The sequence below is a fragment of the Flavobacterium sp. FG68 genome, assembly GCF_057808895.1.
Window position 1 is genome coordinate 100,222 of the sequence record NZ_JBMDIY010000011.1, and the last position, 23,122, is coordinate 123,343.

26 protein-coding genes are annotated in these 23,122 nt (G+C 32.8%); 9 read left to right on the forward strand and 17 right to left on the reverse strand.

Going from position 1 to position 23,122, the window contains the following annotated elements:
- Positions 1-72 precede the first annotated feature (72 nt).
- The 5 genes from ACODSB_RS09280 (at position 73) to ACODSB_RS09300 (ending at position 4,133) form a co-directional block, all read left to right on the forward strand.
- Complete coding sequence (locus tag ACODSB_RS09280; protein ID WP_488936825.1) at positions 73-864, forward strand: DUF6268 family outer membrane beta-barrel protein; 792 nt, start codon at positions 73-75, stop codon at positions 862-864.
- Between the two features lie 16 nt (positions 865-880).
- On the forward strand, positions 881-1,888 hold the full coding sequence (locus ACODSB_RS09285) for a Kelch repeat-containing protein (RefSeq protein WP_053471635.1): 1,008 nt from the start codon (positions 881-883) through the stop codon (positions 1,886-1,888).
- Positions 1,878-2,207 (forward strand): DUF4907 domain-containing protein, encoded by a 330-nt coding sequence (locus tag ACODSB_RS09290; protein ID WP_180857512.1) that lies wholly within the window; start codon positions 1,878-1,880, stop codon positions 2,205-2,207. The genes ACODSB_RS09285 and ACODSB_RS09290 overlap by 11 nt, the downstream gene beginning before the upstream one ends.
- Positions 2,208-3,299: a sensor histidine kinase gene (locus ACODSB_RS09295; RefSeq protein WP_488936826.1), complete on the forward strand. Its 1,092-nt coding sequence runs from the start codon at positions 2,208-2,210 to the stop codon at positions 3,297-3,299.
- Positions 3,300-3,416: 117 nt separating this feature from the next.
- Positions 3,417-4,133, forward strand: coding sequence for a LytR/AlgR family response regulator transcription factor (locus tag ACODSB_RS09300; protein WP_488936827.1), 717 nt, complete (start codon positions 3,417-3,419; stop codon positions 4,131-4,133).
- 98 nt (positions 4,134-4,231) lie between these two features.
- Here ACODSB_RS09300 and ACODSB_RS09305 read toward each other — a convergent pair whose 3' ends face one another.
- Positions 4,232-4,744 (reverse strand): gamma carbonic anhydrase family protein, encoded by a 513-nt coding sequence (locus ACODSB_RS09305; RefSeq protein ID WP_488936828.1) that lies wholly within the window; start codon positions 4,742-4,744, stop codon positions 4,232-4,234.
- Positions 4,745-4,753: 9 nt separating this feature from the next.
- Positions 4,754-5,743 carry a PorP/SprF family type IX secretion system membrane protein gene (locus ACODSB_RS09310; protein ID WP_488936829.1) on the reverse strand — a complete coding sequence of 330 codons (990 nt, stop codon included), beginning with the start codon at positions 5,741-5,743 and terminating at the stop codon, positions 4,754-4,756.
- Between the two features lie 143 nt (positions 5,744-5,886).
- Between ACODSB_RS09310 and ACODSB_RS09315 the strand changes: the two genes are divergently transcribed.
- From ACODSB_RS09315 to ACODSB_RS09325, 3 genes are all read left to right on the forward strand, one after another.
- On the forward strand, positions 5,887-6,786 hold the full coding sequence (locus ACODSB_RS09315) for a NifU family protein (RefSeq protein ID WP_053471641.1): 900 nt from the start codon (positions 5,887-5,889) through the stop codon (positions 6,784-6,786).
- A 133-nt stretch (positions 6,787-6,919) separates the two neighbouring features.
- Positions 6,920-7,246: a YtxH domain-containing protein gene (locus ACODSB_RS09320; RefSeq protein WP_488936830.1), complete on the forward strand. Its 327-nt coding sequence runs from the start codon at positions 6,920-6,922 to the stop codon at positions 7,244-7,246.
- 91 nt (positions 7,247-7,337) lie between these two features.
- Entirely contained in the window at positions 7,338-8,150 is an 813-nt protein-coding gene (locus ACODSB_RS09325; RefSeq protein WP_053471643.1) for a mechanosensitive ion channel family protein, read from the forward strand.
- An 8-nt stretch (positions 8,151-8,158) separates the two neighbouring features.
- Here ACODSB_RS09325 and tsaB read toward each other — a convergent pair whose 3' ends face one another.
- From tsaB to ACODSB_RS09360, 7 genes are all read right to left on the reverse strand, one after another.
- Complete coding sequence (gene tsaB / locus ACODSB_RS09330) at positions 8,159-8,833, reverse strand: tRNA (adenosine(37)-N6)-threonylcarbamoyltransferase complex dimerization subunit type 1 TsaB (protein ID WP_488936831.1); 675 nt, start codon at positions 8,831-8,833, stop codon at positions 8,159-8,161.
- Between the two features lie 286 nt (positions 8,834-9,119).
- On the reverse strand, positions 9,120-10,409 hold the full coding sequence (locus ACODSB_RS09335; RefSeq protein ID WP_488936832.1) for an efflux RND transporter periplasmic adaptor subunit: 1,290 nt from the start codon (positions 10,407-10,409) through the stop codon (positions 9,120-9,122).
- 6 nt (positions 10,410-10,415) lie between these two features.
- Complete coding sequence (locus tag ACODSB_RS09340; protein WP_488936833.1) at positions 10,416-11,804, reverse strand: TolC family protein; 1,389 nt, start codon at positions 11,802-11,804, stop codon at positions 10,416-10,418.
- A gap of 81 nt (positions 11,805-11,885) precedes the next feature.
- Complete coding sequence (locus ACODSB_RS09345; protein WP_488936834.1) at positions 11,886-13,004, reverse strand: efflux RND transporter periplasmic adaptor subunit; 1,119 nt, start codon at positions 13,002-13,004, stop codon at positions 11,886-11,888.
- 42 nt (positions 13,005-13,046) lie between these two features.
- The gene (locus tag ACODSB_RS09350; protein ID WP_488936835.1) at positions 13,047-14,312 is read right to left on the reverse strand and encodes an ABC transporter permease; all 1,266 of its coding nucleotides are present in this window, start codon (positions 14,310-14,312) and stop codon (positions 13,047-13,049) included.
- Between the two features lie 2 nt (positions 14,313-14,314).
- The gene (locus ACODSB_RS09355) at positions 14,315-15,559 is read right to left on the reverse strand and encodes an ABC transporter permease (RefSeq protein WP_053471650.1); all 1,245 of its coding nucleotides are present in this window, start codon (positions 15,557-15,559) and stop codon (positions 14,315-14,317) included.
- The gene (locus tag ACODSB_RS09360; RefSeq protein WP_053471651.1) at positions 15,552-16,253 is read right to left on the reverse strand and encodes an ABC transporter ATP-binding protein; all 702 of its coding nucleotides are present in this window, start codon (positions 16,251-16,253) and stop codon (positions 15,552-15,554) included. Before ACODSB_RS09360 ends, ACODSB_RS09355 begins: the two co-directional genes overlap by 8 nt.
- Before the next feature lie 178 nt (positions 16,254-16,431).
- Between ACODSB_RS09360 and ACODSB_RS09365 the strand changes: the two genes are divergently transcribed.
- Positions 16,432-17,838, forward strand: a complete 1,407-nt coding sequence (locus ACODSB_RS09365) for a DUF4403 family protein (RefSeq protein ID WP_488936836.1) — start codon at positions 16,432-16,434, stop codon at positions 17,836-17,838.
- 41 nt (positions 17,839-17,879) lie between these two features.
- Here ACODSB_RS09365 and ACODSB_RS09370 read toward each other — a convergent pair whose 3' ends face one another.
- The 8 genes from ACODSB_RS09370 to cyoE all read right to left on the reverse strand — a co-directional run bounded on the left by ACODSB_RS09370 (position 17,880) and on the right by cyoE (position 23,037).
- Positions 17,880-18,137, reverse strand: a complete 258-nt coding sequence (locus ACODSB_RS09370; RefSeq protein WP_256636926.1) for a hypothetical protein — start codon at positions 18,135-18,137, stop codon at positions 17,880-17,882.
- Entirely contained in the window at positions 18,127-18,711 is a 585-nt protein-coding gene (locus tag ACODSB_RS09375) for a DUF420 domain-containing protein (protein WP_488936837.1), read from the reverse strand. The genes ACODSB_RS09370 and ACODSB_RS09375 overlap by 11 nt, the downstream gene beginning before the upstream one ends.
- A gap of 2 nt (positions 18,712-18,713) precedes the next feature.
- On the reverse strand, positions 18,714-19,400 hold the full coding sequence (locus ACODSB_RS09380) for an SCO family protein (RefSeq protein ID WP_256636925.1): 687 nt from the start codon (positions 19,398-19,400) through the stop codon (positions 18,714-18,716).
- Positions 19,401-19,411: 11 nt separating this feature from the next.
- Positions 19,412-20,068, reverse strand: coding sequence for a hypothetical protein (locus ACODSB_RS09385; RefSeq protein WP_488936838.1), 657 nt, complete (start codon positions 20,066-20,068; stop codon positions 19,412-19,414).
- 78 nt (positions 20,069-20,146) lie between these two features.
- Positions 20,147-20,497, reverse strand: a complete 351-nt coding sequence (locus ACODSB_RS09390; protein WP_053471657.1) for a cytochrome C oxidase subunit IV family protein — start codon at positions 20,495-20,497, stop codon at positions 20,147-20,149.
- Between the two features lie 18 nt (positions 20,498-20,515).
- Entirely contained in the window at positions 20,516-21,502 is a 987-nt protein-coding gene (locus ACODSB_RS09395) for a cytochrome c oxidase subunit 3 (protein ID WP_256636923.1), read from the reverse strand.
- Between the two features lie 42 nt (positions 21,503-21,544).
- The gene (locus ACODSB_RS09400) at positions 21,545-22,132 is read right to left on the reverse strand and encodes a cytochrome c oxidase subunit 3 (protein WP_053471659.1); all 588 of its coding nucleotides are present in this window, start codon (positions 22,130-22,132) and stop codon (positions 21,545-21,547) included.
- Positions 22,133-22,134: 2 nt separating this feature from the next.
- A complete protein-coding gene (gene cyoE, locus ACODSB_RS09405; protein ID WP_488936839.1) occupies positions 22,135-23,037 on the reverse strand; it encodes a heme o synthase in 903 nt (300 codons plus the stop codon).
- Positions 23,038-23,122 lie beyond the last annotated feature (85 nt).

Sequence of the window (23,122 nt, forward strand, 5' to 3'; positions counted from 1 at the left end):
TTTTGAACCAATAAATAAGTAATGAAAATAAGGTTTATAATTTGTTCGGTTTTTTTAGTGTCATTTCTCAATATGAATGCGCAGGAAAATTTTTCAGTACAGCTGAATTTGAAAACAGAGCCTACTGACAAAATTGATTTTACTGAAACAAGTATTGGTGTTTCGTTCAGCAAAAAAATAAGTTCAAAAAGCCTGATTACAAATACGCTGGAATATTCGAATTTGAATGTAAACTATGATTTAGGTCATTATGAATCCTTTGAAGATTTAGACAAGTTACAGCACATTAAGAACAAAATTGAATTTTCGCAGGAAATATCACATTCGACAAAACTGAATTTTTCGGTTACGCCAACGTTCAGTTTTCAGGAAAATTTAGGTTTTTCTGATTTTACACTTTTAGGAAGTTTTGAAATAAAACAGGAATTAAGTTCAAAAATGACTTTAAGTATTGGAGCGGCCAGAACCAGCGCTTTTGGAAACCCAAAATTTCTGCCGTCAGCTTCTTTAAATTATAAAATGAATGACAATGCTAATGTGCTGATTGGCTTTCCGGATTCAAGGATTTCGTATTCAAATAACATACGCAACAATTTTAGTTTAAGTAACAGTTTTAACGGAAGTTTTTACAATTTAAATATTCAGAATGAAATAGATAAAAATGCCGCAAAAGCTACTTTATCACAAATGACAACCTCATTTGAATATGAAAGAAATGTCGACAAAAACTGGTTTTTAAATTTTAAAGCCGGATATGATTTTGACAAAAAATACAAATTAACAGACGGTGATAATCATACTGTTTATGATTTCAACATAAGCAACGGATACATTTTAGGAATTGGGATCAAATACAAACAATAAATAAATTTTAAACACTATGAATAATCTAAAAAAAGGAATATTATTCGCAACCCTGCTTTCGAGCCTCTTTTTTATAAGCTGCAGCAATGATGACGATGACGATGATTTAGTAGGTAACTGGATTAAAAAATCAGCGTTTGACGGTCCTGCAAGATCTAGTGCAACAAGTTTTGTAATTGGAGATTTTGCTTATGTAGCAACGGGTTATACCGGAGATGAATACTTAAAAGATTTATGGGCTTATAACTCAACTGGAGATTACTGGGAACAGAAAGCTAATTTTGGAGGTGTTGCCAGAAGTTCGGCATCAAGTTTTACGCTAAATAATAAAGGTTATGTGGGACTTGGTTATGATGGAACTAATAAATTAAAGGATTTCTATCAATATGATCCATCAAGCAACAGCTGGACTCAAAAAGCTGATTTTGCAGGAACAGGCCGTTATGCTGCCGTTGGTTTCCAAGCTGGCGGAAAAGCTTATTTTGGAACTGGTTATGATGGAAATTATTTAAAAGATTTTTATCAATATGATGATCAGGCAAATACATGGACACTTGTAAACGGATTTAGCGGTAATAAAAGACGTAATGCTACTGTATTTGTAATTTCAGATAAAGCTTATTTGGTAACTGGAGTTAACAATGGGGTTTATCAGGAAGATTTTTGGGAATTTGATCCTGCAACTGATGTCTGGACAAGAAAAAGGGATATCGATAAAGATACAGATGATGATTACACTTGGAATGATGAATATGCTATTACAAGATCTAATGCTTCTAGTTTTTCAATGAACGGATTAGGATATGTTGTGGGCGGTGAAAACATCAAAACAGTTTGGGAATATAATCCTTCAACAGATCTTTGGGAAGAAAGAACAGCTATGGAAGGTGCAACAAGAACTGATGCTGTTGGCTTTACAATTAACAATCGTGGTTTTTATATGTTAGGAAGAGTCGGTTCTACTTACTTTGACGATGCATGGGAATTTAGACCGCAAGATGAACAAAGCGACGATGACAATTAATACTAAACAATTCTTCTGGAGTAAAATCCAGAAGAATTTATTGCTTTTCATTCTGGTTTTACAAATTGTTTCCTGTACAAAAAAAGAGGTTTTCAAAACCGAATCATTTAAAACAAATTCAGGCTGGGGATATTCGATTTCTTATAAAGATAAAATCATAATCAAACAATCGATTATTCCTGTAATAAATGATAACAAAAGTTTTTCGACAGAAGAAGATGCTTTAAAAACAGCCCATTTTGTGGTTGAAAAACTCAAACAAAACTTATCTCCAACGGTAACCAAAAATGAATTAATTTTATTAAAAATAAAATTATAAATGACACTAGATACCATTAAAAATACAAATTCAAATAAAATACTATTCCATTTTATGATTTGGATTTTCTTTATTCTAACATCGCTGATTCAATTTTATGAAAGTCCATTTAGAATCAATAATGATTTCTATGTACAATGGGCAACGGGAATTTTGTTATTTTATCTGAACTATTTTTACTTGGTACCTGCCCTTCTTTTACAAAAAAAGTATTGGAAATATTTTCTGTTCATTTTTATTCTTATTGCTGTCTTCATGATTATCAGGATTCATTATTTTATTCCTGAGTTTAGACATATGCGAACAAGAATGATTCCGCCTGAAGCAATTAACCTATATAAGCAAAGAGGCAAAATAATGATGGCGCCGGCGAGACAGCCGTTGTTTTTTAAAATTGGCCCGTCTTTTTTCTATATTCTAATTATAACCATAAGCGCCGTTATTAGAACGCTGACAGAGTTTTATAATAATCAGCAAAACAAATTAATCGCCGAAACACACAGAACGAATACCGAATTGATTTATCTGCGCAAGCAAACCAATCCGCATTTTTTATTCAATTCGTTAAACAGTATTTATTCTCTGGCACATAAGAAATCTGATTTGGTCCCTGATGCCATCGTAACCTTATCTGAATTAATGCGCTATATGCTCTACGAAACAGATAACAAAACGGTGGCTTTAGAAAAAGAAATCAATTACATTCAAAATTATATTGAGCTGCAAAAACTGAGGCTGAATAATATTGAAGACATTGTAATAAATGTTCACGGCAATACCAAAAACAAGTTTATTGAACCTTTGCTTTTAATTTCTTTTGTAGAAAATGCTTTTAAGTACGGAACCGATTACAAAGGTGCTACGCATGTAAAAATTAAGATATTCATTTCTGAAAATGATCTGGATTTTTGGATCGAAAATACTATCGAAAATTATGAAAAAGATCCTGACAATTCTGGTATCGGACTTATAAATATTCAAAGCCGACTGGATTTACTTTATCCAAACGCACACGAACTGACTATTAATCAGGATAATCATTTTTATCGTGTTCATTTAAGTTTAAAATTAGATGAAATCAAAACAACATAAACGTTAAAATGATACTTGGATTAATTGCGTACTTTTATGATAATTTTAAAACTTAATTCATTGGTTTAAAACTACTTTTGACTGCCAAAACAAATTTAAAAACTTAATTTTCAACAGATGAAATGTGTAATTATAGATGATGAACCTTTAGCAGTTGAACTATTAGAAGATTTTGTCAAGAAGGTAGATTCGCTTGAACTGGTCAGCACTTTTAATAATGCAATCGATGCCGTTTCGTTTATCAATCAAAATAATATTGATTTGATTTTTCTTGATATTCAAATGCCGCATTTCTCCGGAATTGACTTTTTAAATACAATCGAAAAAAAGCCTTTGGTAATTTTTACAACCGCTTATTCTGATTATGCTGTTGAAGGATTTAATCTTGGCGCAGTTGATTATTTAGTAAAACCTATTCCATTTCATCGTTTTTTAAAATCTGTAGTTCGTGCACAGCAAATCAGTAATCCTGCAGCGGCTGTTCAGCACATTTCTGAAAACATTGCCGCTCCGGAAGTTGAACAGGATTTTATGTTTGTGAGAGCTGAGTATGAAAATGTAAAAATGAATTTTTCGGATATTCTTTTTATCGAAGGCTTGAAAGATTATGTAAAAATTTACACGACAGACAATAAATTCACGCTGACTTTAATCAGTTTAATAAAATTAGAAAACCTGCTTTCAAACAAAGGATTTTCGCGAATCCACAGATCTTATATTATCAATATCAAACATGTAAAATCAATACAAAAAAATAAAGTTTTGATTAGCGACAAACGAATTCCAATAAGTGAAAGTTATAAAAATGCTTTCTTTGAAAAAATCAATCTGTAAAGTATTAAATTCCAAAATAATCCCGATAGCTATCGGGACCAAATTCCAATAGTTATTGATTGGAATTTGGAATTTTTATTATTGGAATTTTATTGAATTTATTCTTTAAACCAGCCAGAATACATTACGTAGTTGTTTGATATACGTTCAATTTCGCCGGCAAAGTCAGATTGATCAATATCTTTTACTTTTTTAGCAGGAACGCCCGCAAAAATAGTTCCCGAAGGAACAACTGTATTTTGGGTCAAAACTGCTCCGGCTGCCACGATAGAATTACTTTCGACAACGCAGTTATCCATTACAATAGCGCCCATTCCTATTAAAACATTGTCGTGAATTGTACAACCGTGAACGATCGCATTATGTCCTATAGAAACATTGTTTCCTATAATTGTTGGGTGTTTTTGATACGTACAGTGAATTATTGCACCATCCTGAATATTTACTTTATTTCCTATTTTAATAAAGTGAACATCGCCTCGAACAACTGCATTAAACCAAACGCTGCAAGACTCACCAAAAGTAACATCGCCAACTATAGTTGCATTTTCGGCAACGTAACAATCTTCTGGAATTGCAGGTGATTTTCCGTTTACAGATTTAATAAGCATAATAAAATTTTAATTAATTGCCGGACAGTTACAATCGTAACGTTCCTTTCTACAAAATATATTAACTCCTAAAGTAATCTGGTGGTATCCGCCAGTATCAAATTTTACATCGCCTGTAACCTGAGAATAGGTGTAAGCAAACATAAAGTTTTTAAAATTCACGCCCACAATTGGGGTAAAATATTGCAGTTTTTGATTTGAAACTCCGTTTCCTGAGCTAAACTGAGCTCCGTCAAAACTTCTTCTATAAGATAAAGCAGCCCATAAACTTCCAAAATCTAAATTCTTATAAGCTTTTAAGTTCAGGTCAATAGATTTTTCTTTTGTCTGATCAAACAGTTGAAATAAAATAGAAGGCTCCCAGGTAATTTTATCTCTTTTCCCAAATACATAACCTGCACTAAAAAGGAACTTTCTTAAATTATCACTTTCGTAATCTGTATACAATTCTCTTCTGGTTTCAAGAACGCCCTGAACCGTTGCATGCGCATAAAAATCTAAATAGTTATAAGAAGCTCCAAAATCTACATTAAAATAAGAGTCTTTTTGAATTGAACCAAAAACAATTGGATCAAAAGTACCGCCAAATTTTGTTTCATCTAACTGATTCTGAATCAATCCTCCGCTAATACCAAAAGAAAGCTGATTTAAATCGACTTCATCTCTTGAAAACATAATATGATGCGCATAGGTAAGCTTTACTCCTTTTTCAGAATGATATCCGTTTTTATCATTAAAAACAATAATCCCGGCACCGGAACGCTCTCCTAATCTTCCGTTAACACTTAAAGTTTGAAGTGTTGGCGCATCTTCCTGACCAAACCATTGCTTTCTGGCTGTTAATCTAACTTTTGCACAATTTGCTGCTCCAGCCATCGAAGGATGAATCAAGTAGTAATTATCTGATAAATAATCAGAGTAAACAGGAATTCCTTCTTGAGAATAAGTATAAAAAGTCGTTATTAAAAAAACAATTAATAACTTGATTTTTAATTTCATAATGGCGGGCTAGTTAGTCTAATTTTTACACTCTTGATAATTTCGTACGAATTATTTGAATAGAGTCTTAATTATTTTATTAAAAAATCAAATATAGGTAATAGTAGAAAATAACTTTAGTAAATTTGCAAAAAATTACTACCATGACAAAAATCACTATAAAAGAGACTCAAAATCCTACTATCCTAAAATTCGAATTTGAAGATTTTATTACTCAAAATCAAAACTTTGAATTCAAAAACATAGATGAAGCCCAAGCTTCGCCTTTAGCACAGCAATTGTTCTATCTGCCGTTTGTAAAAACCGTTTATATTTCAGGAAATTTTATTGCAATCGAAAGATACAGCATTGTAGAATGGAGTGACGTACAAGATGATGTTGCAGAGCAAATTGCAGCATTTGTAGACAAAGGCGGTGTTATCATTAAAGTTGACGAAAACAAAGCAAAAAAACAGCCTATTACGGTTTATGGAGAAACAACTCCAAATCCTTCTGCACTTAAATTTGTGGTAAGCAGAATGTTGACTAGAAACGCGGTTGAATACAAAAATATTGACCAGACTGTTTCTTCTCCGCTTGCACAGGAATTATTCAAATTTCCTTATGTTAAAGAGGTTTTTATTGATGAGAACTATATTTCTGTTACCAAATACGAAATCAACGACTGGTCTGAAATCACTTTGGAGTTAAGAACATTTATTAAGCAATTTATTGAAAACGGAGGAACTGTTTTAGATGAAAATCTAATTCAGACTACTACTAAAAATGATGTTACAAAAGATGAAGCATTTGACAAATTAGATGTTACGTCTCAGCAAATTATCAATATTTTAGAAGAATACGTAAAACCAGCAGTTGCGGCTGATGGTGGAAATATTGCTTTTGATTCTTATAATGAAGAAGACAAAACTGTAAAAGTGATATTGCAAGGTGCGTGCAGCGGTTGTCCATCGTCTACTTTTACTTTAAAAAGCGGTATCGAAAATATGCTGAAAAGTATGTTGAATGATGAAGCCATTAAGGTTGAAGCTTTAAATGCATAAAAATTTCAATTGTATATAATTTAAGCGTCTCATATGAGGCGCTTTTTTTATTTCATAATTAATTAAACGAAAATTAAATTGTTTTTCTCTAAAAATAATTAATATTGTAACCTTAACTAATCATTTTAAAACCATGGGATTATCATCATTTTTCAGCAATTTGTTTGGCTCGGCAAAAGAAACAGCAGTAGATTTTGCAGATCAGGCCGAAAATACTTTTGAAGAAGTTAAAGAAGCCTCAGAACCAATAATCGATTCTGCAGCCGAATATCTGGAACATACTAAAGATGCCGTGAGCGAATATGTAGAAAAAGCATCTGATTCTATACATGATGTGATTGATTCTATCAAAGAAGTAATTACAGAAACTGCCAACGAGGATTATAAATTGGTTACAGAAACTGTAGTGGATGTGAGCGAAGACGGAGTAACAGATTTAGACTCTGAAGAAGAGAAGTAACGGAAAGTATTTTTATATAAAAACAAAATATAGCTATATTTGCAAAATCATTTTACCTTCTCTTTGAGAAGGTTTTTTTATTCAAAATAATATGTACATCAATCCTGAACAGTTTAGCAATTACGCTACAAAATTCATCAATATTTTAATCGATTATTCTCCAAAACTAATCTCAGCATTACTGATTTTATTTGTTGGTTTGTATGCCATTCGATTAATTAACAGAGTAATTAGAAAAGTAATGGTGAAGAGAAATCTTGACCCAACATTAACCAAATTCCTTGCTGATATTTTATTGTGGGCGCTTCGAGTTTTATTGTTTGTTACTTTTATTTCAAAACTCGGAATCGAGACTTCTTCATTCGTAGCTATTCTGGGAGCAATGGGTCTTGCGATTGGTTTATCACTTCAGGGTTCGCTTTCGAATTTTGCGGGCGGAATGCTGATTATCGTTTTCAAACCTTTTAAAGTTGGTGATACAATCGAGGCTCAGGGAGTTATTGCAACGGTTTTAGAGATTCAGATTTTTGTCACTAAAATGTTGACCGGAAATAATCAAACGGTTTTTGTTCCAAATGGCGCATTGTCAAACGGAACTATTATTAATTATTCGATGCAGGGAGAAAGAAGAGCCGATTTGACTTTTTCTGTTTCTTATGATTCTGATATTAAAAAGGCGAAAGAAGTTTTATTGGATGTTTTAAATAAAAATCCAAAAGTGCTTAAAAAACCGGCACCAGAAGTTTTTGTGAAAAATTTATCAGCGAGTTCTGTTGATTTTGCAGTTCGCCCTTGGGCAAAAAATGTGAATTACGGAGCTGTTTTTTCTGATACTTTAGAAAATTGCAAAGCAGCTTTAGACGAAGCAGGAATTTCTGTTCAGCCGTTTACCGTTCAAAAATAAAAATTAGATTATTGTTTTTTTGATGGTAATGTCATCATAAAATCTTTCAAATAATAAGGTTCAAAATAAGCGACATCTACAGTGTCGCTTTTTTGGTATTTATCATAACTGATTTTACTCATTTCTCTTGCCGAAGGGTATTTGATTTCTTCTAAAAACACAAAGTTTTCTTTAGTCAAAACTGGTTTACATTTCTCGGCACAATCTCCAACGAAATAAAGTTTTTCTGTATAGGCTGCAAAAGATTCTTCTGTAATAATCTCCGCTTGAATTCCTCTTTCAACTTCTAAATCAGCAGTAAAAATTTCGCTGTACACTTCCATTCTTCTGGCGTCCAGCATCGGAATAATTTTTCCGTCAGAAACTTTCGCTTTTGATGCTAAAGTCTGCAAAGTATCTACAGCAATTAACGGAATATTTAATGCAAAACACAAGCCTTTTGCCGCTGAAACCCCAATTCGTAAACCTGTATAAGAACCTGGTCCCTGACTTACTGCAATAGCATTTAAATCCTGAACTGAAATGCCTGATTCTGCAATAACTTCTTCAATAAAAACATGAAGTTTTTCAGCATGCGAGTATCCTTCTTCAGCAATTTCTTTACAGAGAACAGTTTCTCCATTTTTTGCAATTGAGACTGAACAGTTTTTGGTAGCGGTTTCTATATTGAGAATAAAAGACAATGTATTTAATTTTAAGTATTTATATTTAATTAGAAATTCTAGTATACACATAAAGCGACACTATAATTAGTACAGGAACAGCACATATACTTATTGCCAAGAAAAGTAAATAAAGTAAAACCTTCTTTCCGCTAGAAAAATAAACATATTCCTCGTTATAATATTTACTTGTATACGCTTTATAATGCGTGTAAAAAAGAACTCCTAAAATAACAATAAACCCAATACCAATTGCTTCAAAAAAACCGTTTGGTACGCTTCCACACAATGAAATCATACTACAAATTTATTTTTTCGGAGCTTCCGCTTTTTTAATTTTTACTTTATCGCCAGAATTTAATTCTTTAGAAACTGTTGTGTACGGCCCGGTAATTACCACATCTCCAGGTTTCAAACCAGACATTACTTCAATATTTGTATCGTCCTGAATTCCTGTTTTAATAATTCTGATTTTAGCTTTGTCCCCTACTTTAACAAAAACACATTCGAATTTTTTATCGCTTTTTGGGGCAGCTTTTTTCTCGTTTGGATCTTCTACTTTAAAGTCAGTAACGGCTGTTGTATCCGATTTTACTACAACAGAACTAATTGGCACGGCCAGAACATTGTTTTTAGTCGTTGTAATAATATCAACAGTAGCTGTCATTCCAGGTCTAAAAGGCGAATACGCTGCTGGTTTCCCTTCTAATAAATCCTGATATGAATCTTTTAAAATACGAACTTTAACTTTGAAATTGGTAACCTGATCTGAAGTTAATGTTGTACTTGCAGAATTTGAAATACTAGTTACAACTCCTCTAAATTTCTTTTTTAAATAGGCATCGACTTCAACATTGGCTTCGTCCCCTATTTTAATTTTTACGATGTCATTTTCGTTTACGTCAACTTCAACTTCCATGTTATTAAGGTTAGCAACTCTTAAAAGCTCTGTTCCAGCCATTTGCTGCGTTCCTAAAACACGTTCTCCCAATTCAACATTTAGTACCGAAATTGTACCATCTGCAGGAGCATAAATTGTTGTACGTCCTAAATTGTCTCGGGCTTCTGTAACAGAAGCCGAAGCACTTTGAACATTATAGTAAGAAGATTGTTTTGTTGCCTTTGCGACTTCATAAGTCGATATGGCTTTATCCCAATCTGATTTTGAAATTACACCTTTATCATAAAGCGTTTTGTTACGCTCATAATTTGCTTTTGCCTCTTTAAAACTGGCTTCAGACTGCACTAAACCGGCTTTAGTTCCAGATAAATTTGCTACTGATCTTTCTAAACCTGAAGTATACAAATCAGGGTTTATTTTTACCAGTAAATCGCCTTTTTTTACAACTTGGCCTTCTTTTACATTTAATGCAATAATTTCACCGGAAACCATTGATGAAAGTTTTACTTCAATTTCCGGCTGTATTTTTCCTGTTGCCGAAACTGTTTCTACAATTGTTGAAGCAGCTACTTTTGATGTTTCAACTTCTTTTCCTTCATCTTTGTTTCCTATTACTCCTGCTTTGGAAAGCCCTATTAATGCTATGATAATAATTACAGCTCCACCAACTAAGAAGTAAATTGTTTTTTTTGACATAATAAATTATTTTGTAATAATTGGAACAATTGGAATTCCGAAATAGAACTCAAGTATTTTTATTTTGAACATGTAATCGTATTTCGTTCTGATAACATCAGATTGTGCATTTGTCAGCAAAGTTTGTGCTTGTGTAAAATCGAATGAATTCATTAAACCAACATCGTACTTTTCTTTAGCATAATTATATGCCTGCTGTCTTGCTTCTAAAGTAATCGTTGAAGATTCATAAGTATTTAAAGCGCCTTTTGCATCTGTAAATGCTGTATAAACGTTACGTTGCAAATCTAAACTTTTTTGCTCTAAATCTATTTTAGATTTCTCTAAACTTACTTTGTTTCTTTCAACATTGTTTTTTACAGAGAAGCCATTAAATATTGGAACACTTAACTGAAAACCAAAATTGTGTCCTTTATTATCACTAAACTGATCAAAAACCGGATCTGGTCCTGCATAAATAGGTTGTTTAGTAACTGGATCTGTTCCAATTAGTCTATCACTATAACTGGCACTTGTACTAAATTGATAAAAACCTCTCAAAGTTGGCTGATAAGCTCCTTTTGCAATAGCCACATTTTTTTCGGCAATTTCCAGATTCGTCTGAGCTAATTTTAATTCTGTTCTTGTTTCTTTTGCTTTATTGTAAATATCGATTGGGCTTTGCGCCATGATATTATTTTCATCTTTAGCATTTGTATCATCGATTACATCAAAATCTGCAAATTCTTTTAATTGTAAAAGCTGAGCCAAACTTAATTTCGAAATCAATAAATTATTTTCAGAAACGGTAATATTTTGTTTATCTGTTGCTACAGTCGCTTTTAAATCAAACAAATCACCACGCGGAATCGTTCCGGCATTTACCATTTCTTCAGAACGAGAATAACGTTTTTCGTCGATCGCTAATTGTTCTTTCTTTATTTTTAAATCTTCTTTGTTAGATAAAATCTGAAGAAAAGCATTGGCAACATTCAACGAAATATCTTCCTGCATTTTCAGCAGTTGATATTTTGATGCTATAATAGAAAGAGAAGCTCTTCTATAGGCATTTTGATTTTGCAGACCTTTGTAAATATCAACATTCGCATTTACACCTAATGAAGAATACTGCGTTGTTTGTGTAGTGGCAATATTGGTAACAGGGTTAACGTTCAAACCAATATTCCATGAGTGAGAAGCATTTCCGTTTACTGTTGGAAGATAACTTCCTAATGCTCCTCTTTTGTCAATAGTTGCCGTTTTGACATCCAGTTCAGATAATTTAATTGTAATGTTATTGTCTAATGCGTATCGCACACATTCTTCCAGTGTCCATTGTTTTGATTGTGCGTGTCCGGCTAATCCAAACCCGAACAACATAGCAAAAACAAGACTATTATATTTATTTATTTTCATATATTTTGAATGAAAGCGCAGTAAACCAAACTACGCAAATTTAACATTTTTTAAAACCAAAAAACTCTTTACATCCTCAAATTATTTTTTCTCTTCTTTCTCGTCAATTAAACCCTGATTCCAGATTTTAATTTTATCCGTGTTTTTGATTCCGCTTTTAACCTGAACGTAAATTCCGTCGCTTACACCCAAAACTAAATCTCTTCTTTCAAATTTTTGAGATGCTATTTCAACTTCTACATATGGTTTTTGAGTTTTTTTGTCAAACTGAACTAATGATTCTTTTATAGCCAGAACTTTATCTGCTTTTTCAAGAATAATAGATGCATTTGCGCTTAAACCGGCTCTAATAAATGTATCATCTCTATTTTCTAATCTTGCTTTTATTTCAAACTGAATTGCTCCGTTTTCTACAACGCCTTTTGGTGCGATATCCGTTAAAACTGCTTCGAATTTTTTATTCTCAATTGCTCCAACTGTAATTTCAATTGGCATTTTTTCTTTGATTTTTCCAACCTCAGATTCGTCAATTTTTCCAATAAAAATCATTCTTCCAACATCGGCAACACTTGCAATTGTAGTTCCTTCGTTGAAATTATTACTTTCAATAACCTGGTTACCCACTTTTACAGGAACTTGTAAAACCATTCCGTTTACTGTTGAACGAATTAAGGTATTAGCATAACTTCCTAATGAAGTCGTTGTACCTGTTTTAACGATATCTAAGTTTTGTCTTGCAGCCAGATACGTTTGTTTTGCTTGTTTGTAAGCTACTTGTGCCGCATCAAAATCATTGGCAGAAATTACATCTTTATCAAAAAGTGTTTTTTGTCTTTGAAAAATTTTCTCTTGATTATCTAAAGCAATTTTAGCCGTCTGAACCTGATTTTGAGTACTGCTTACATTAGATACGTTGGCTACAACTCTAATTTTAGCAATCATATCACCCGCTTTGATTTTTTCTCCTGCTTTGATATAAACTTCTTCAATAATACCTGAAATATTTGGTTTGATTAATACCTCTTCATCAGGCTGAATATTACCAGTCGCAATTGTATTTTTTACGATCGTTTTAATCTCTGCTTTCTCCGTTTTAAAAACAATTGGCGATTCTTGATTCTTTGCGTACAAATAGTAAAGCGCGCCAAAAAAGACTACTGCAATTAAAATTAAAATGGTTACGGTTACTCCTTTTTTCATTTTGTTTTTTAGTTTAATCGATTATTTTTTTGATTGATAATTTTATTCTGTTCGTAAAGCATCTACTGGCTTTACATTAATTGCGGTCTGCGCCGGAATAAATCCTGCCAGCAAACCAGATCCTACTAATATTATTAAGGCAACAAATACAACTCCTAAGTCAACACTCGGGTTGGAAAACATGGTATCGTTTCTGGGGGGCATCGAATCCAGCGCCAAATTTAAGAGGGCTATAATTCCCGTTGCGACGGCAATACCAAACATTCCTGAAATGATCGTTAAAAATATAGATTCAGATAAAATCTGACTGCGAATTGCTCCCGGTGTTGCACCTAAAGCTCTTCTAATTCCTATTTCTTTTGTACGTTCTTTAACTACAATTAACATAATGTTTGAGATTCCAATAACACCCGAAATCAAAACTAATGTCCCCACAAAATAGGCAATGATTTTTAAGATATTAAATAAACTCTGCACTTTATTGAATTGCTCGTACAAATCAAAATTCCCTACTGCCCTGTCATCTGCAGGATTAATGGAATGAAGCCCTTTTATTATTTCTAAAATTTTAGGTTTCAAGTCCGTAATCGAGGTTTCGTCTTTTGCCGTAAGTGCCATCCATCCTACTTTATCTCCATAATTAAAAGCCTGTTGAAAAGTCGTGAACGGAATAAAAATATTCTTTTGTTCCTGTTCTGCATTTCCACCTTGCTGTTTGGATTTGTAAACTCCAACAACCATAAAGTTGATACCGTTAACTTTAATATAAGTTCCAACAGCTTCTTCTTCTTTTCCGTAAAGTTCGCTGATAACTCCTTTTCCAATTACAGCAATTTTTCTTTTATCCAGAATATCCTGCTGGTTTATAAATCGGCCTTTTATGATATCCATCGGCTGTTGTTTAATCAACTCCGGATAATCTCCATAAATAGTAAAAGCCGAAGTTTTTGTACCACGAACCACATTATTTGTTCCGTTAAAATCACCTAATTGATTTCTTGGTGAAACATATAATAAATCCGGCAACGCCGCTTTTAAAGCTGCAACATCACTATTTCTAAAATCATAACGACGTGTTTTTGGCAGTCCTTTATAAGCTTTAGAAGTTGTCTGGCTCCACATAAACATCGTGTTTGTGGCAATTCCGTCAAATCCTTTTTTAATTCCGTTTTCCAAACCGTTACCGGCTGCAAGCAAAATCACCAAAATAAAAATTCCCCAAAATACACCAAAAGCAGTCAGAATAGTTCTGAAGGGATTTGCCGTTAAGGCCTGTAAAATTTCATCCCAATTATCTTTTTTAAACATGATTATTCGTCTCTAAGTGCTACAATAGGTCTAATTTTGGCTGCTCTGTATGCCGGGAAAAACCCTGCTACGGCGCCTGCAAATACAAGTAAAAATAGTGTTGTTAAAGCCACACTAAAATCTACTTCGGGATTTCTGAAATATTCACTCTGAACCATTGGCCCAACAAATTCTAACAACAATAAACTGGCTAAAAGTCCCGTAAAACCGGCTATTGTTGTAATAAAAATGGATTCGTGAAGTATCATAGAAATAATAGAAAATGGCGATGCTCCTAAAGCTTTTCTAATTCCAATTTCTTTGGTTCTCTCTTTTACAATAATCAGCATGATATTACTTACACCCACAACTCCGGCGATAATAGTACAAATACCAACCCACCAGAAAAACAACCTGATATATAAATTTAAATCATAAAACTGCTTAGCATCTTTAACCGAGTTATAGGCATTTATTCCGCCGTCATCATCCGGAGCTACAACATTTTTACTTTTCAATAATTCCTTTAATTCTTTAGTAAACTTTTCAGATTGTGCTAAAGCTTCATCATAATTATCCGTCTTTTTTAAAGTAAAAAATATGTTGCTGATTTTGTCTCCGGCACCAAAAGTTCTTTGTACAGTTGTCAAAGGCAGATAAGCTCTTGCTTCTTCTCTTTCTCCTCCCGGATCTGTAAATATTCCAATTACTTTAAAATTGATATTGTTGATTAGAATTTCTTTTCCAAGAGCGTCTTTGTCTTTAAACAAATCGGTTTTTATTTTCATCCCGATTGTAGCGACTTTTTCGTTATTTTCTAAATCCTTACTATTTATATATCGTCCCTGAACTATCGTAAGGTTTTCAATTCCGCCATAATCAGGATTAACACCTCTATATTGATAATTTCCATTTTCTTTACCGTAAGCAAATTGCGCTCCCCAATAATTTTGTGTTGAAGCTCTTAAATCCAGTTTATCCTCAAATTTTTGAACAGATTGATTGTAATCGCTATTTCTAAACTGAATTTGTCTTCCAGGATTCAGTCCTTTATACTCTTTTGTGGTCGTACCGGACCAAACCTCAATAATTCCAGCAGCATCGCGCTCGAATTGTTTTTCAATACCGTTTTGAAGTCCTTTTCCGGCTCCAAGCAAAATCACCAAAATAAAAATCCCCGATGCCACCGATACTCCTGTCAAAAAAGTACGGAGTCGGTTTTTTGAAATTGCATCAAATATTTCCTGCCAACGCTCAATATTAAACATAAGATGAAGCTCTAACTTGTTCTACTAATTTATCATCGATAATTAATCCATCTTTCAGGACTACATTCCTTTTGCACATTGCGGCAATATCAGGTTCGTGTGTAACGATCAAAATTGTTTTTCCTTCATCGTTAATTCCTTGAATAAGTTCCATAACCTCATAAGAAGTTTTGGTATCTAAAGCTCCAGTTGGCTCATCGGCCAATAAAACTTTTGGATTCGAAGCCAGTGCTCTTGCAATTGCAACACGCTGTTTCTGTCCTCCCGAAAGTTCGTTCGGCAAGTGATGAGAATGGGAACCCAAACCTACTTTTTCAAGGTATTTCATTGCAATATCGTAACGCTCTTTTCTTTTTACGCCTTGATAATACAAGGGCATAGCAACGTTATCTAATGCTGATTTATAATTGATCAAATTAAAAGATTGAAAAACAAAACCTAAAAACTTGTTTCTATATTTTGAAGCCAGGGTTTCGTTTAATTTTTTAATTGGTGTATTGTCTAAAATATAACTACCAGAATCGGCTTCATCCAGAATTCCTAAAATATTAAGAAGCGTCGATTTTCCAGATCCTGATGATCCCATAATCGCTACTAATTCTCCTTCGGCAATATTAAAATTTATTCCTTTCAACACATGCAGTTCCGAACTTCCCATTTTATAGGATTTATGCAAATCTTTAATTTCGATCATGGTATTGTTAAATTTTTAAAACAATAATAATATATTTTATAAGTAAATTATGATAATAAAACGTTAATAATTGTGTTTCATTATCTAAATAAGACGGCAGTTGTTGTCAAATGTTACACTTTATCACGATAATTTAATAGTTTTCTTAATTTTGCTTCACTTAAAAAAATCATTAATTATGAAATTTTTTTCCATAATCTCAGTGTTTGCAGTAACTGCCACATTCTTTAGCTGTTCAACTTCTCAAAAATTAGAAACTTTAAAACCGGAACCAGATGACGCAAGTCCGCTAATTTATGATGCCAATCCTTCCTTTATAAATTTACCTATTACAGTTAAATTGAATGATATTGAAAATCAAACTAATACACTCTTAAATGGATTGATTTATGAAGACAACAATATCGAAGATGACGATATTGAAATGAAAATCTGGAAACAAGCTCCAATAAAAATTCAAAATGATCCTGCAAATCCAGATAAAAAGATAAAAACAATTCTTCCGTTAAAAGCGACTATTAAATACCGAATTGGAACAAAAAAAATGGGTATTGAACTTTACGATACGAGAGAATTTAATTTAAATGGTGTTATTACATTAGCCAGCGATGTTGCTTTAACGAATTGGAAATTAAACACTAAAACCGAATTCAGATCTTTAGACTGGAACGAAAGTCCAACGATGACGGTTTTTGGAAAAAATATGCCGATTACTTATTTGATTAATCCGGCAATCTCTATTTTTAAATCTAAACTGGAACATAAGATCGATGAGGCAATCGAAAAATCTATGGATTTTAAACCGAATGTTTTATCGGCTTTAGAAAAAATCTGCACGCCTTTTCAAATGAGCGATACTTATGAAAGCTGGTTAAGAATTGTTCCTGTTGAAGTTTATTCTACCAATGCAAAACTTAAAAATGATTCTTTTTTACTCGAAATGGGAATGAAATGCAATATGGAAACTATTGTAGGCAAACAGCCGGAATCTAAGTTCAATGCAAGTAAGATTGTTTTAAAACCGGTTAATAAAATCCCAAATCAGATATCGGCAAATATTGCGGCGATTTCAAGTTATATTGATGCTTCAAAAATTATGACGAAGAATTTTGCCGGACAGGAATTTGGTTCTGGAAGCAAAAAAGTAACGGTAAAAAATGTTTCAATCTGGCACAAAAACGGAAAAATGATTATTGCACTTGATGTTCTGGGTTCTATTGATGGAACACTTTATTTAAACGGAATTCCGCAATATAATGCACAGACAAAGGAAATTTATTTCGACAAACTGGATTATGTTTTAGACACCAAAAGCAAACTAATGCGAACTGCAAACTGGCTTGCGCAAGGTTTTGTATTAAGAAAAATGGAAGAAAGCTGCAGATATTCTATTCAGCCTAATTTAGAAGAAGGTAAAAAAAGTATGGCCGCTTATCTTAAAAATTATTCACCAATGCCAGGTGTTTTTGTAAACGGAAAAATGGATGATATTCAGTTTGATAAAATTCAATTAACGAATCAGGCGATTATCGCTTTTATCAAAATAAACGGAACTGTAAATGTTTCGGTAAATGGATTGAAATAAGCAGATTTAAATCGAATTGAAATAAAAAAAATGCAGTATAATTATACTGCATTTTTCTTTTTAGATCGGTACATCTTATAAATAAGAAAACCAATTATAGCTACAAGTAAATACGGGATTATCATTAAAAAAACGATTCCGTCATTTACAGCTTCTGCTTTTTTTACGTTAGAATCTCCTGCAAGTGCGGCACGGCACATAGCACATTGTGCATTCGCCGAAATTCCAATTAGGAAAATACAAATTCCAAAAACAAAACTTTGGAATTTGGAATTTGAGTTTTGAGTTTTAGTTTGCATAGTAAGGAGAAATCATTAAATAAACTACAACACCTGTTACCGCAACATATAACCAAAGCGGGAATGTTATTTTAGCTATTTTTTTATGTTTATCAAAACGCTTCGCAAGAGCTCGTACATAGGTTACCAATACAAACGGAATAATGATAATGGATAAAAGAATATGTGTGATTAAAATAAAAGCATAGATATATCTAATAGCACCTATTTTAGCTTTTTCTACTGCATCTAAAATTCCGTCATGATTTACATCACCAAATTTAGTGGAATCAGCAGTCATGTGGTACGCAACATACATGGCCAAAAAAGCCAATGACAAAGCAATTGCAAAAGTCATTAAACGTTCGTGCAGTTTAAGTTTACCGTTTTTAACGGCAATTACTGCTGCAACTAAAACAATCGCTGTAAGACCGTTTGTAGAAGCATAAATTGGAGGTAAAAAAGAAAGTGGTTCTACATTAATTCCAAAATCTTTTAATTTGATTGCAAAAAGAATGCCTACAAGTACCGGTATAACAATTGAAACCGCAATGATGTATTTATTGTATTTTTTTTCTAATGAATGATCTTCCATTTTTATTCTTCTAATAGTATTTTAATATCTTCCTGAATTTCTCTAACGCCTTTTTTATCTAAACCATCATAGTAGATATTTGGATTTCCAAATTCATCTTTTCGGCAGCGAATGTTCCCATCTTTATCAATTAAAGCAAATAATCCAGAATGTTCAAATCCTCCGCTTACTTTTGAGTTTTCTCCGGCATAAAGATTAAAACCTTTGTTAGACAAATCCATAATTGTGGCTCTGTCTCCAGTTAAAAAATTCCAGTTAGAAGATTTTACACCTAATAATTTTGCGTGATCTTTTAAAACCTGCGGTGTATCATGTGTAGGATCAATTGTTATAGATACGATTCCGAAATTAGGATTACCAAAAAATGTTTTTTCGATTTCCAGCATGCTCAAATTCATCTTTGGACAGATTGACGGACAAGTTGTGAAGAAAAATTCTAAAACATATACTTTTCCTTTATAGGTTGCATTAGATACTTTAACGTTATCCTGATTCGTCAATTCAAATTTTGGAGCTGCACCAATCGTTAATAATTTTGCGTCTTTAGAACTTTTAGAACCAACATTATCTAAACGATTTCCTTTTACAACATCACCATTTTTAATTCTGTCAACAATTTTTGGCACTGCATAGATTCCGAAAATCAAAATAATAAACGAAATCCCTATGTAAGATTTATTTTTGAACATTATATGTGTATTTAAAGTTGTTTTGTGGCGTTATGGTTCTTTTTAAGAGCGGCACGATATTCATACAAAATGATTTTAAAATCATCTAGCATTTCATTACTCAATTCAGAAGGATGAAAAGTATCGTAACCTTCTTTGTATTCGTCTTTTTTATCTTTATTTCCGCCTTTGCGGCCTCTTAAGTTTCTTTCTTTATCTACAATGTAAACATTTGATGTACCCAATTTATCATCTAGTTTTCCTTTTAAATGCAATTGATTATAAAATGCCTGAATATCATCTGGTGAAGCAAAAACAAAATTCCAATTTTTAACATCTGTAAAAGGAGATAAGGCATCAACAATTTTCTGAGCTTCTTTTTCAGTTCCCAGCGGACATAAAACTACAAACTGAAGATCTTCAAAACCGTTATAACGTTTGTAGATTTTTTCATTTAAGTTGAAATAATTTCCTCTGCTTTCAAGAATATCTGAGCCTGAAAAACCTAGTATAGTGATTTTTTTATCTAAAGAAACTTTTTTGCCGTCGAGAGATTTCCAGTTTCCAAAGTCAGCAATTTTTGGAGTAATTATGGGAAGTTTTGTAAAACTATTTACACCTGAAGCGAAAAACAAATAGGCTACAATGGGTAAAACAAAAAGCACAAAAAGAACTATATTTTTTTTCATTGTTTTAACGGAAGTTATTGAGGTACAAAAATAAAAAAAGCTCCGTTAAACGGAGCTTCTTTTCGAATTAATATCATGTTAAAAATTCCATTTAATAGTAGAATCTTTAAAAACCCCATAAATATAGTGTCCTTCTGTCAACAAGATGAACAATAAATATAATACCAGGAAAATAACCGGTGATACAACAGACCATCTAAGGCTGCTTTTTTCACCTTCCATGTGCATGAATGCCCATACAATATAATAAGCTTTGAATATTGTTAAGATATAAAATATCCAGTTTAACAAATTCAAACCAACAAAATGATTAAACTCTAATACTCCCGGTTTGTAAATACCAAGGATAACTTCTACTGTAGTTACTACTGATAGTAATGCAAAAACAAACCAGATTCTTTTTGTATTTGATACGTGCTCGTGTGACATAATAATTAAAATCTAAAATTAAACTAAGTAGAAAACTGTAAATACAAATACCCAAACTAAATCTACAAAGTGCCAGTATAAACCAACTTTCTCTACCATTTCGTAGCTTCTTCTTTTCTCGTAAGTTCCTAATAATACATTAAAGAAAATAATGATATTAATGATAACTCCTGAAAATACGTGGAATCCGTGGAATCCTGTGATGAAGAAGAAGAAATCAGCGAATAGTTTACTACCGTATTCATTTCTTGTTAGGTTTGCTCCTTCTACTACATATTTTGCATCAGCTAAACGAGCTTCTGATTCTGCTCTTGTTAAAACTGTTTTTTTCTTTTCAGCAGTAAGTTTTTCAGTTCTGATTAATACATCAGGGTGAGCTTTAAAACCTGCCTGAATTTCAGCAACAGTATAAGTTGGCTGTGTTTCTGCATCCTGAACGAACCAAGTTGCATGGCTTCTTGTTAATTCTTGTCTTTGTTCTGGCAATTTTACTGCAAAATCAGCAAGAGCAACTCTTGTTCCATCTGCTTTAACAAACTGCAATAAACTTCCACCTTTAGTTTCAACTGCACCGTATTCTCCTTTAATGAAGTTTTTCCACTCCCAAGCTTGAGAACCAACGAAAATTAAACCTCCAATAATTGTTAAGAACATGTACACAGCAACTTTTGATTTCTTTAATTGGTGACCTGCATCAACAGCCAAAACCATTGTTACAGATGAGAAAATCAAGATAAAAGTCATTAAGGCTACATAATACATAGGAGCCGAAACGCCATGCATAAAAGGAAAGTGAGTAAACACTTCGTCAGCCAATGGCCATGTTTCAATAAATTTAAATCTAGAAAAACCGTAAGCACCTAAAAATCCAGAGAATGTCAAGGCATCCGATACGATAAAAAACCACATCATCATTTTACCATAACTTGCTCCTAGTGGCTGGCTATGCTCTCCGCCTCCCCAAGTTTTTTCGTCGTTATTTGCAGTAGTAACTGTCGCTTCCATAAAAGATATTCGTTAAAAAGTTCCCAAATTTACGTTTTTTTCTTATTTAAAGAAATATAAAAATAAAAATAATAATACCCATAATAAATCCAAAAAGTGCCAATACATCGCACCTAGTTCTATACCAAGAGTTTGAGTCGGATTGTATTTTTGTTTAAAATGATTATAAATTATAATTAAAAGCGAAATTAATCCGCCTGCCAAGTGCAATAGGTGCATAAGCGCAATTACATAAAGGAAAGTTGTAGTAATTGAGCTACCTTGTCCTGTCATATAATAACCGCTTTCGATAATTTGCCCGAAACCTCTAAATTGTAAAAATACAAATAGAATTCCTAAACCAAATGTTCCTAAAAGAAATGCAGAAGTTGCGCTTCTGTTTCCTTTTTCGATTGCTTTTTTCGCTAAATAAAAAGTAACACTACAGCCAATAATAACTGCTGTACTAAAATAAAATGCAGTTGGTATTTGAAAATTACTCAACCAGTCTGCTCTTGATTTACTTACCACAAATGCACTTGCAAGTCCTGCAAACATCATGGTCATACTTACCATTGCGAACAGCAAAATCAGTTTTGCCGATTTTGATTTTCTTACCTGCTCTTCACTTATTTGAATTGCCATTTCCATAACTATCTTAAAAATTTATCTACTATAAATACAATTTGCAGCAACGAAATATACGATACGCTTACCAGCATTAATGTTCTTGCTGCTTTTGATGTTCTTAATTGATACAATCGCACCGCATAAAACAACATCCATAAACCTAATAAAAACACTAAAACTGCTGCGATTGGCGAAATAAATAACTGCCCTGTATATCCTAAAACTGGTAATAAGGAAGCTATAATTAACCAAATCGTATATAAAATAACCTGCAAAGCTGTTTTTCTATCTTTATTTCCCGTTGGAAGCATGAAAATACCTGCCTTTGCATAATCATCATACAAAAACCATCCAATGGCCCAAAAATGAGGAAACTGCCAGAAAAACTGAATTAAAAATAATGTTCCGGCTTCGATACCAAACTCTCCTGTTGCCGCAACCCAGCCTAACATAAATGGAATTGCTCCGGGAAATGCACCAACAAAAACCGACAATGAAGTTACGGTTTTTAATGGTGTATATATGCTTGTATATAAAAATATTGATACTGCGGCAAACATTGCCGATTTTGCATTGATCGTGTACAACAATGCAATACCTATTATAGTAAGCAGACTTGCAACAATTAATGCTGTTACGGGAGACATTCTTCCGGAAGGAACCGGACGATTTTTTGTTCGATCCATCAAAGAATCGATATCTTTTTCAATTACCTGATTGAAAGCGTTTGAAGCTCCAACCATGCAATAGCCGCCAATTGACAAAATAAGCAGAACACTCCACTTAAAAGGGTGTTCCTCATTAACTCCTAATAAATATCCGGCAATTGAAGAAAACAAAACACTAATAGCCAAGCCGGCCTTAGTTATCTCTTTGAAATCCAGAAATATTGATTTGATTGAAATTGTATTTTTAGCAGCGTTCAATACCGTAGTCTTTGTATATTTTTTTTGAGTGGTGCAAATGTACAAATTAGATTATAGAATTTAGAACTTTAAAATTAGATTTTTT

What these genes read in the sequence shown, in the direction of transcription:
- ACODSB_RS09280 (WP_488936825.1), top strand. Translation starts at nt 73, where the DNA reads ATGAATGCGCAGGAAAATTTTTCAGTACAGCTGAATTTGAAAACAGAG.
- ACODSB_RS09285 (WP_053471635.1), top strand. Translation starts at nt 881, where the DNA reads ATGAATAATCTAAAAAAAGGAATATTATTCGCAACCCTGCTTTCGAGC.
- ACODSB_RS09290 (WP_180857512.1), top strand. Translation starts at nt 1,878, where the DNA reads ATGACAATTAATACTAAACAATTCTTCTGGAGTAAAATCCAGAAGAAT.
- ACODSB_RS09295 (WP_488936826.1), top strand. Translation starts at nt 2,208, where the DNA reads ATGACACTAGATACCATTAAAAATACAAATTCAAATAAAATACTATTC.
- ACODSB_RS09300 (WP_488936827.1), top strand. Translation starts at nt 3,417, where the DNA reads ATGAAATGTGTAATTATAGATGATGAACCTTTAGCAGTTGAACTATTA.
- ACODSB_RS09305 (WP_488936828.1), bottom strand. Translation starts at nt 4,744, where the DNA reads ATGCTTATTAAATCTGTAAACGGAAAATCACCTGCAATTCCAGAAGAT.
- ACODSB_RS09310 (WP_488936829.1), bottom strand. Translation starts at nt 5,743, where the DNA reads ATGAAATTAAAAATCAAGTTATTAATTGTTTTTTTAATAACGACTTTT.
- ACODSB_RS09315 (WP_053471641.1), top strand. Translation starts at nt 5,887, where the DNA reads ATGACAAAAATCACTATAAAAGAGACTCAAAATCCTACTATCCTAAAA.
- ACODSB_RS09320 (WP_488936830.1), top strand. Translation starts at nt 6,920, where the DNA reads ATGGGATTATCATCATTTTTCAGCAATTTGTTTGGCTCGGCAAAAGAA.
- ACODSB_RS09325 (WP_053471643.1), top strand. Translation starts at nt 7,338, where the DNA reads ATGTACATCAATCCTGAACAGTTTAGCAATTACGCTACAAAATTCATC.
- ACODSB_RS09335 (WP_488936832.1), bottom strand. Translation starts at nt 10,409, where the DNA reads ATGTCAAAAAAAACAATTTACTTCTTAGTTGGTGGAGCTGTAATTATT.
- ACODSB_RS09340 (WP_488936833.1), bottom strand. Translation starts at nt 11,804, where the DNA reads ATGAAAATAAATAAATATAATAGTCTTGTTTTTGCTATGTTGTTCGGG.
- ACODSB_RS09345 (WP_488936834.1), bottom strand. Translation starts at nt 13,004, where the DNA reads ATGAAAAAAGGAGTAACCGTAACCATTTTAATTTTAATTGCAGTAGTC.
- ACODSB_RS09350 (WP_488936835.1), bottom strand. Translation starts at nt 14,312, where the DNA reads ATGTTTAAAAAAGATAATTGGGATGAAATTTTACAGGCCTTAACGGCA.
- ACODSB_RS09355 (WP_053471650.1), bottom strand. Translation starts at nt 15,559, where the DNA reads ATGTTTAATATTGAGCGTTGGCAGGAAATATTTGATGCAATTTCAAAA.
- ACODSB_RS09360 (WP_053471651.1), bottom strand. Translation starts at nt 16,253, where the DNA reads ATGATCGAAATTAAAGATTTGCATAAATCCTATAAAATGGGAAGTTCG.
- ACODSB_RS09365 (WP_488936836.1), top strand. Translation starts at nt 16,432, where the DNA reads ATGAAATTTTTTTCCATAATCTCAGTGTTTGCAGTAACTGCCACATTC.
- ACODSB_RS09370 (WP_256636926.1), bottom strand. Translation starts at nt 18,137, where the DNA reads ATGCAAACTAAAACTCAAAACTCAAATTCCAAATTCCAAAGTTTTGTT.
- ACODSB_RS09375 (WP_488936837.1), bottom strand. Translation starts at nt 18,711, where the DNA reads ATGGAAGATCATTCATTAGAAAAAAAATACAATAAATACATCATTGCG.
- ACODSB_RS09380 (WP_256636925.1), bottom strand. Translation starts at nt 19,400, where the DNA reads ATGTTCAAAAATAAATCTTACATAGGGATTTCGTTTATTATTTTGATT.
- ACODSB_RS09385 (WP_488936838.1), bottom strand. Translation starts at nt 20,068, where the DNA reads ATGAAAAAAAATATAGTTCTTTTTGTGCTTTTTGTTTTACCCATTGTA.
- ACODSB_RS09390 (WP_053471657.1), bottom strand. Translation starts at nt 20,497, where the DNA reads ATGTCACACGAGCACGTATCAAATACAAAAAGAATCTGGTTTGTTTTT.
- ACODSB_RS09395 (WP_256636923.1), bottom strand. Translation starts at nt 21,502, where the DNA reads ATGGAAGCGACAGTTACTACTGCAAATAACGACGAAAAAACTTGGGGA.
- ACODSB_RS09400 (WP_053471659.1), bottom strand. Translation starts at nt 22,132, where the DNA reads ATGGAAATGGCAATTCAAATAAGTGAAGAGCAGGTAAGAAAATCAAAA.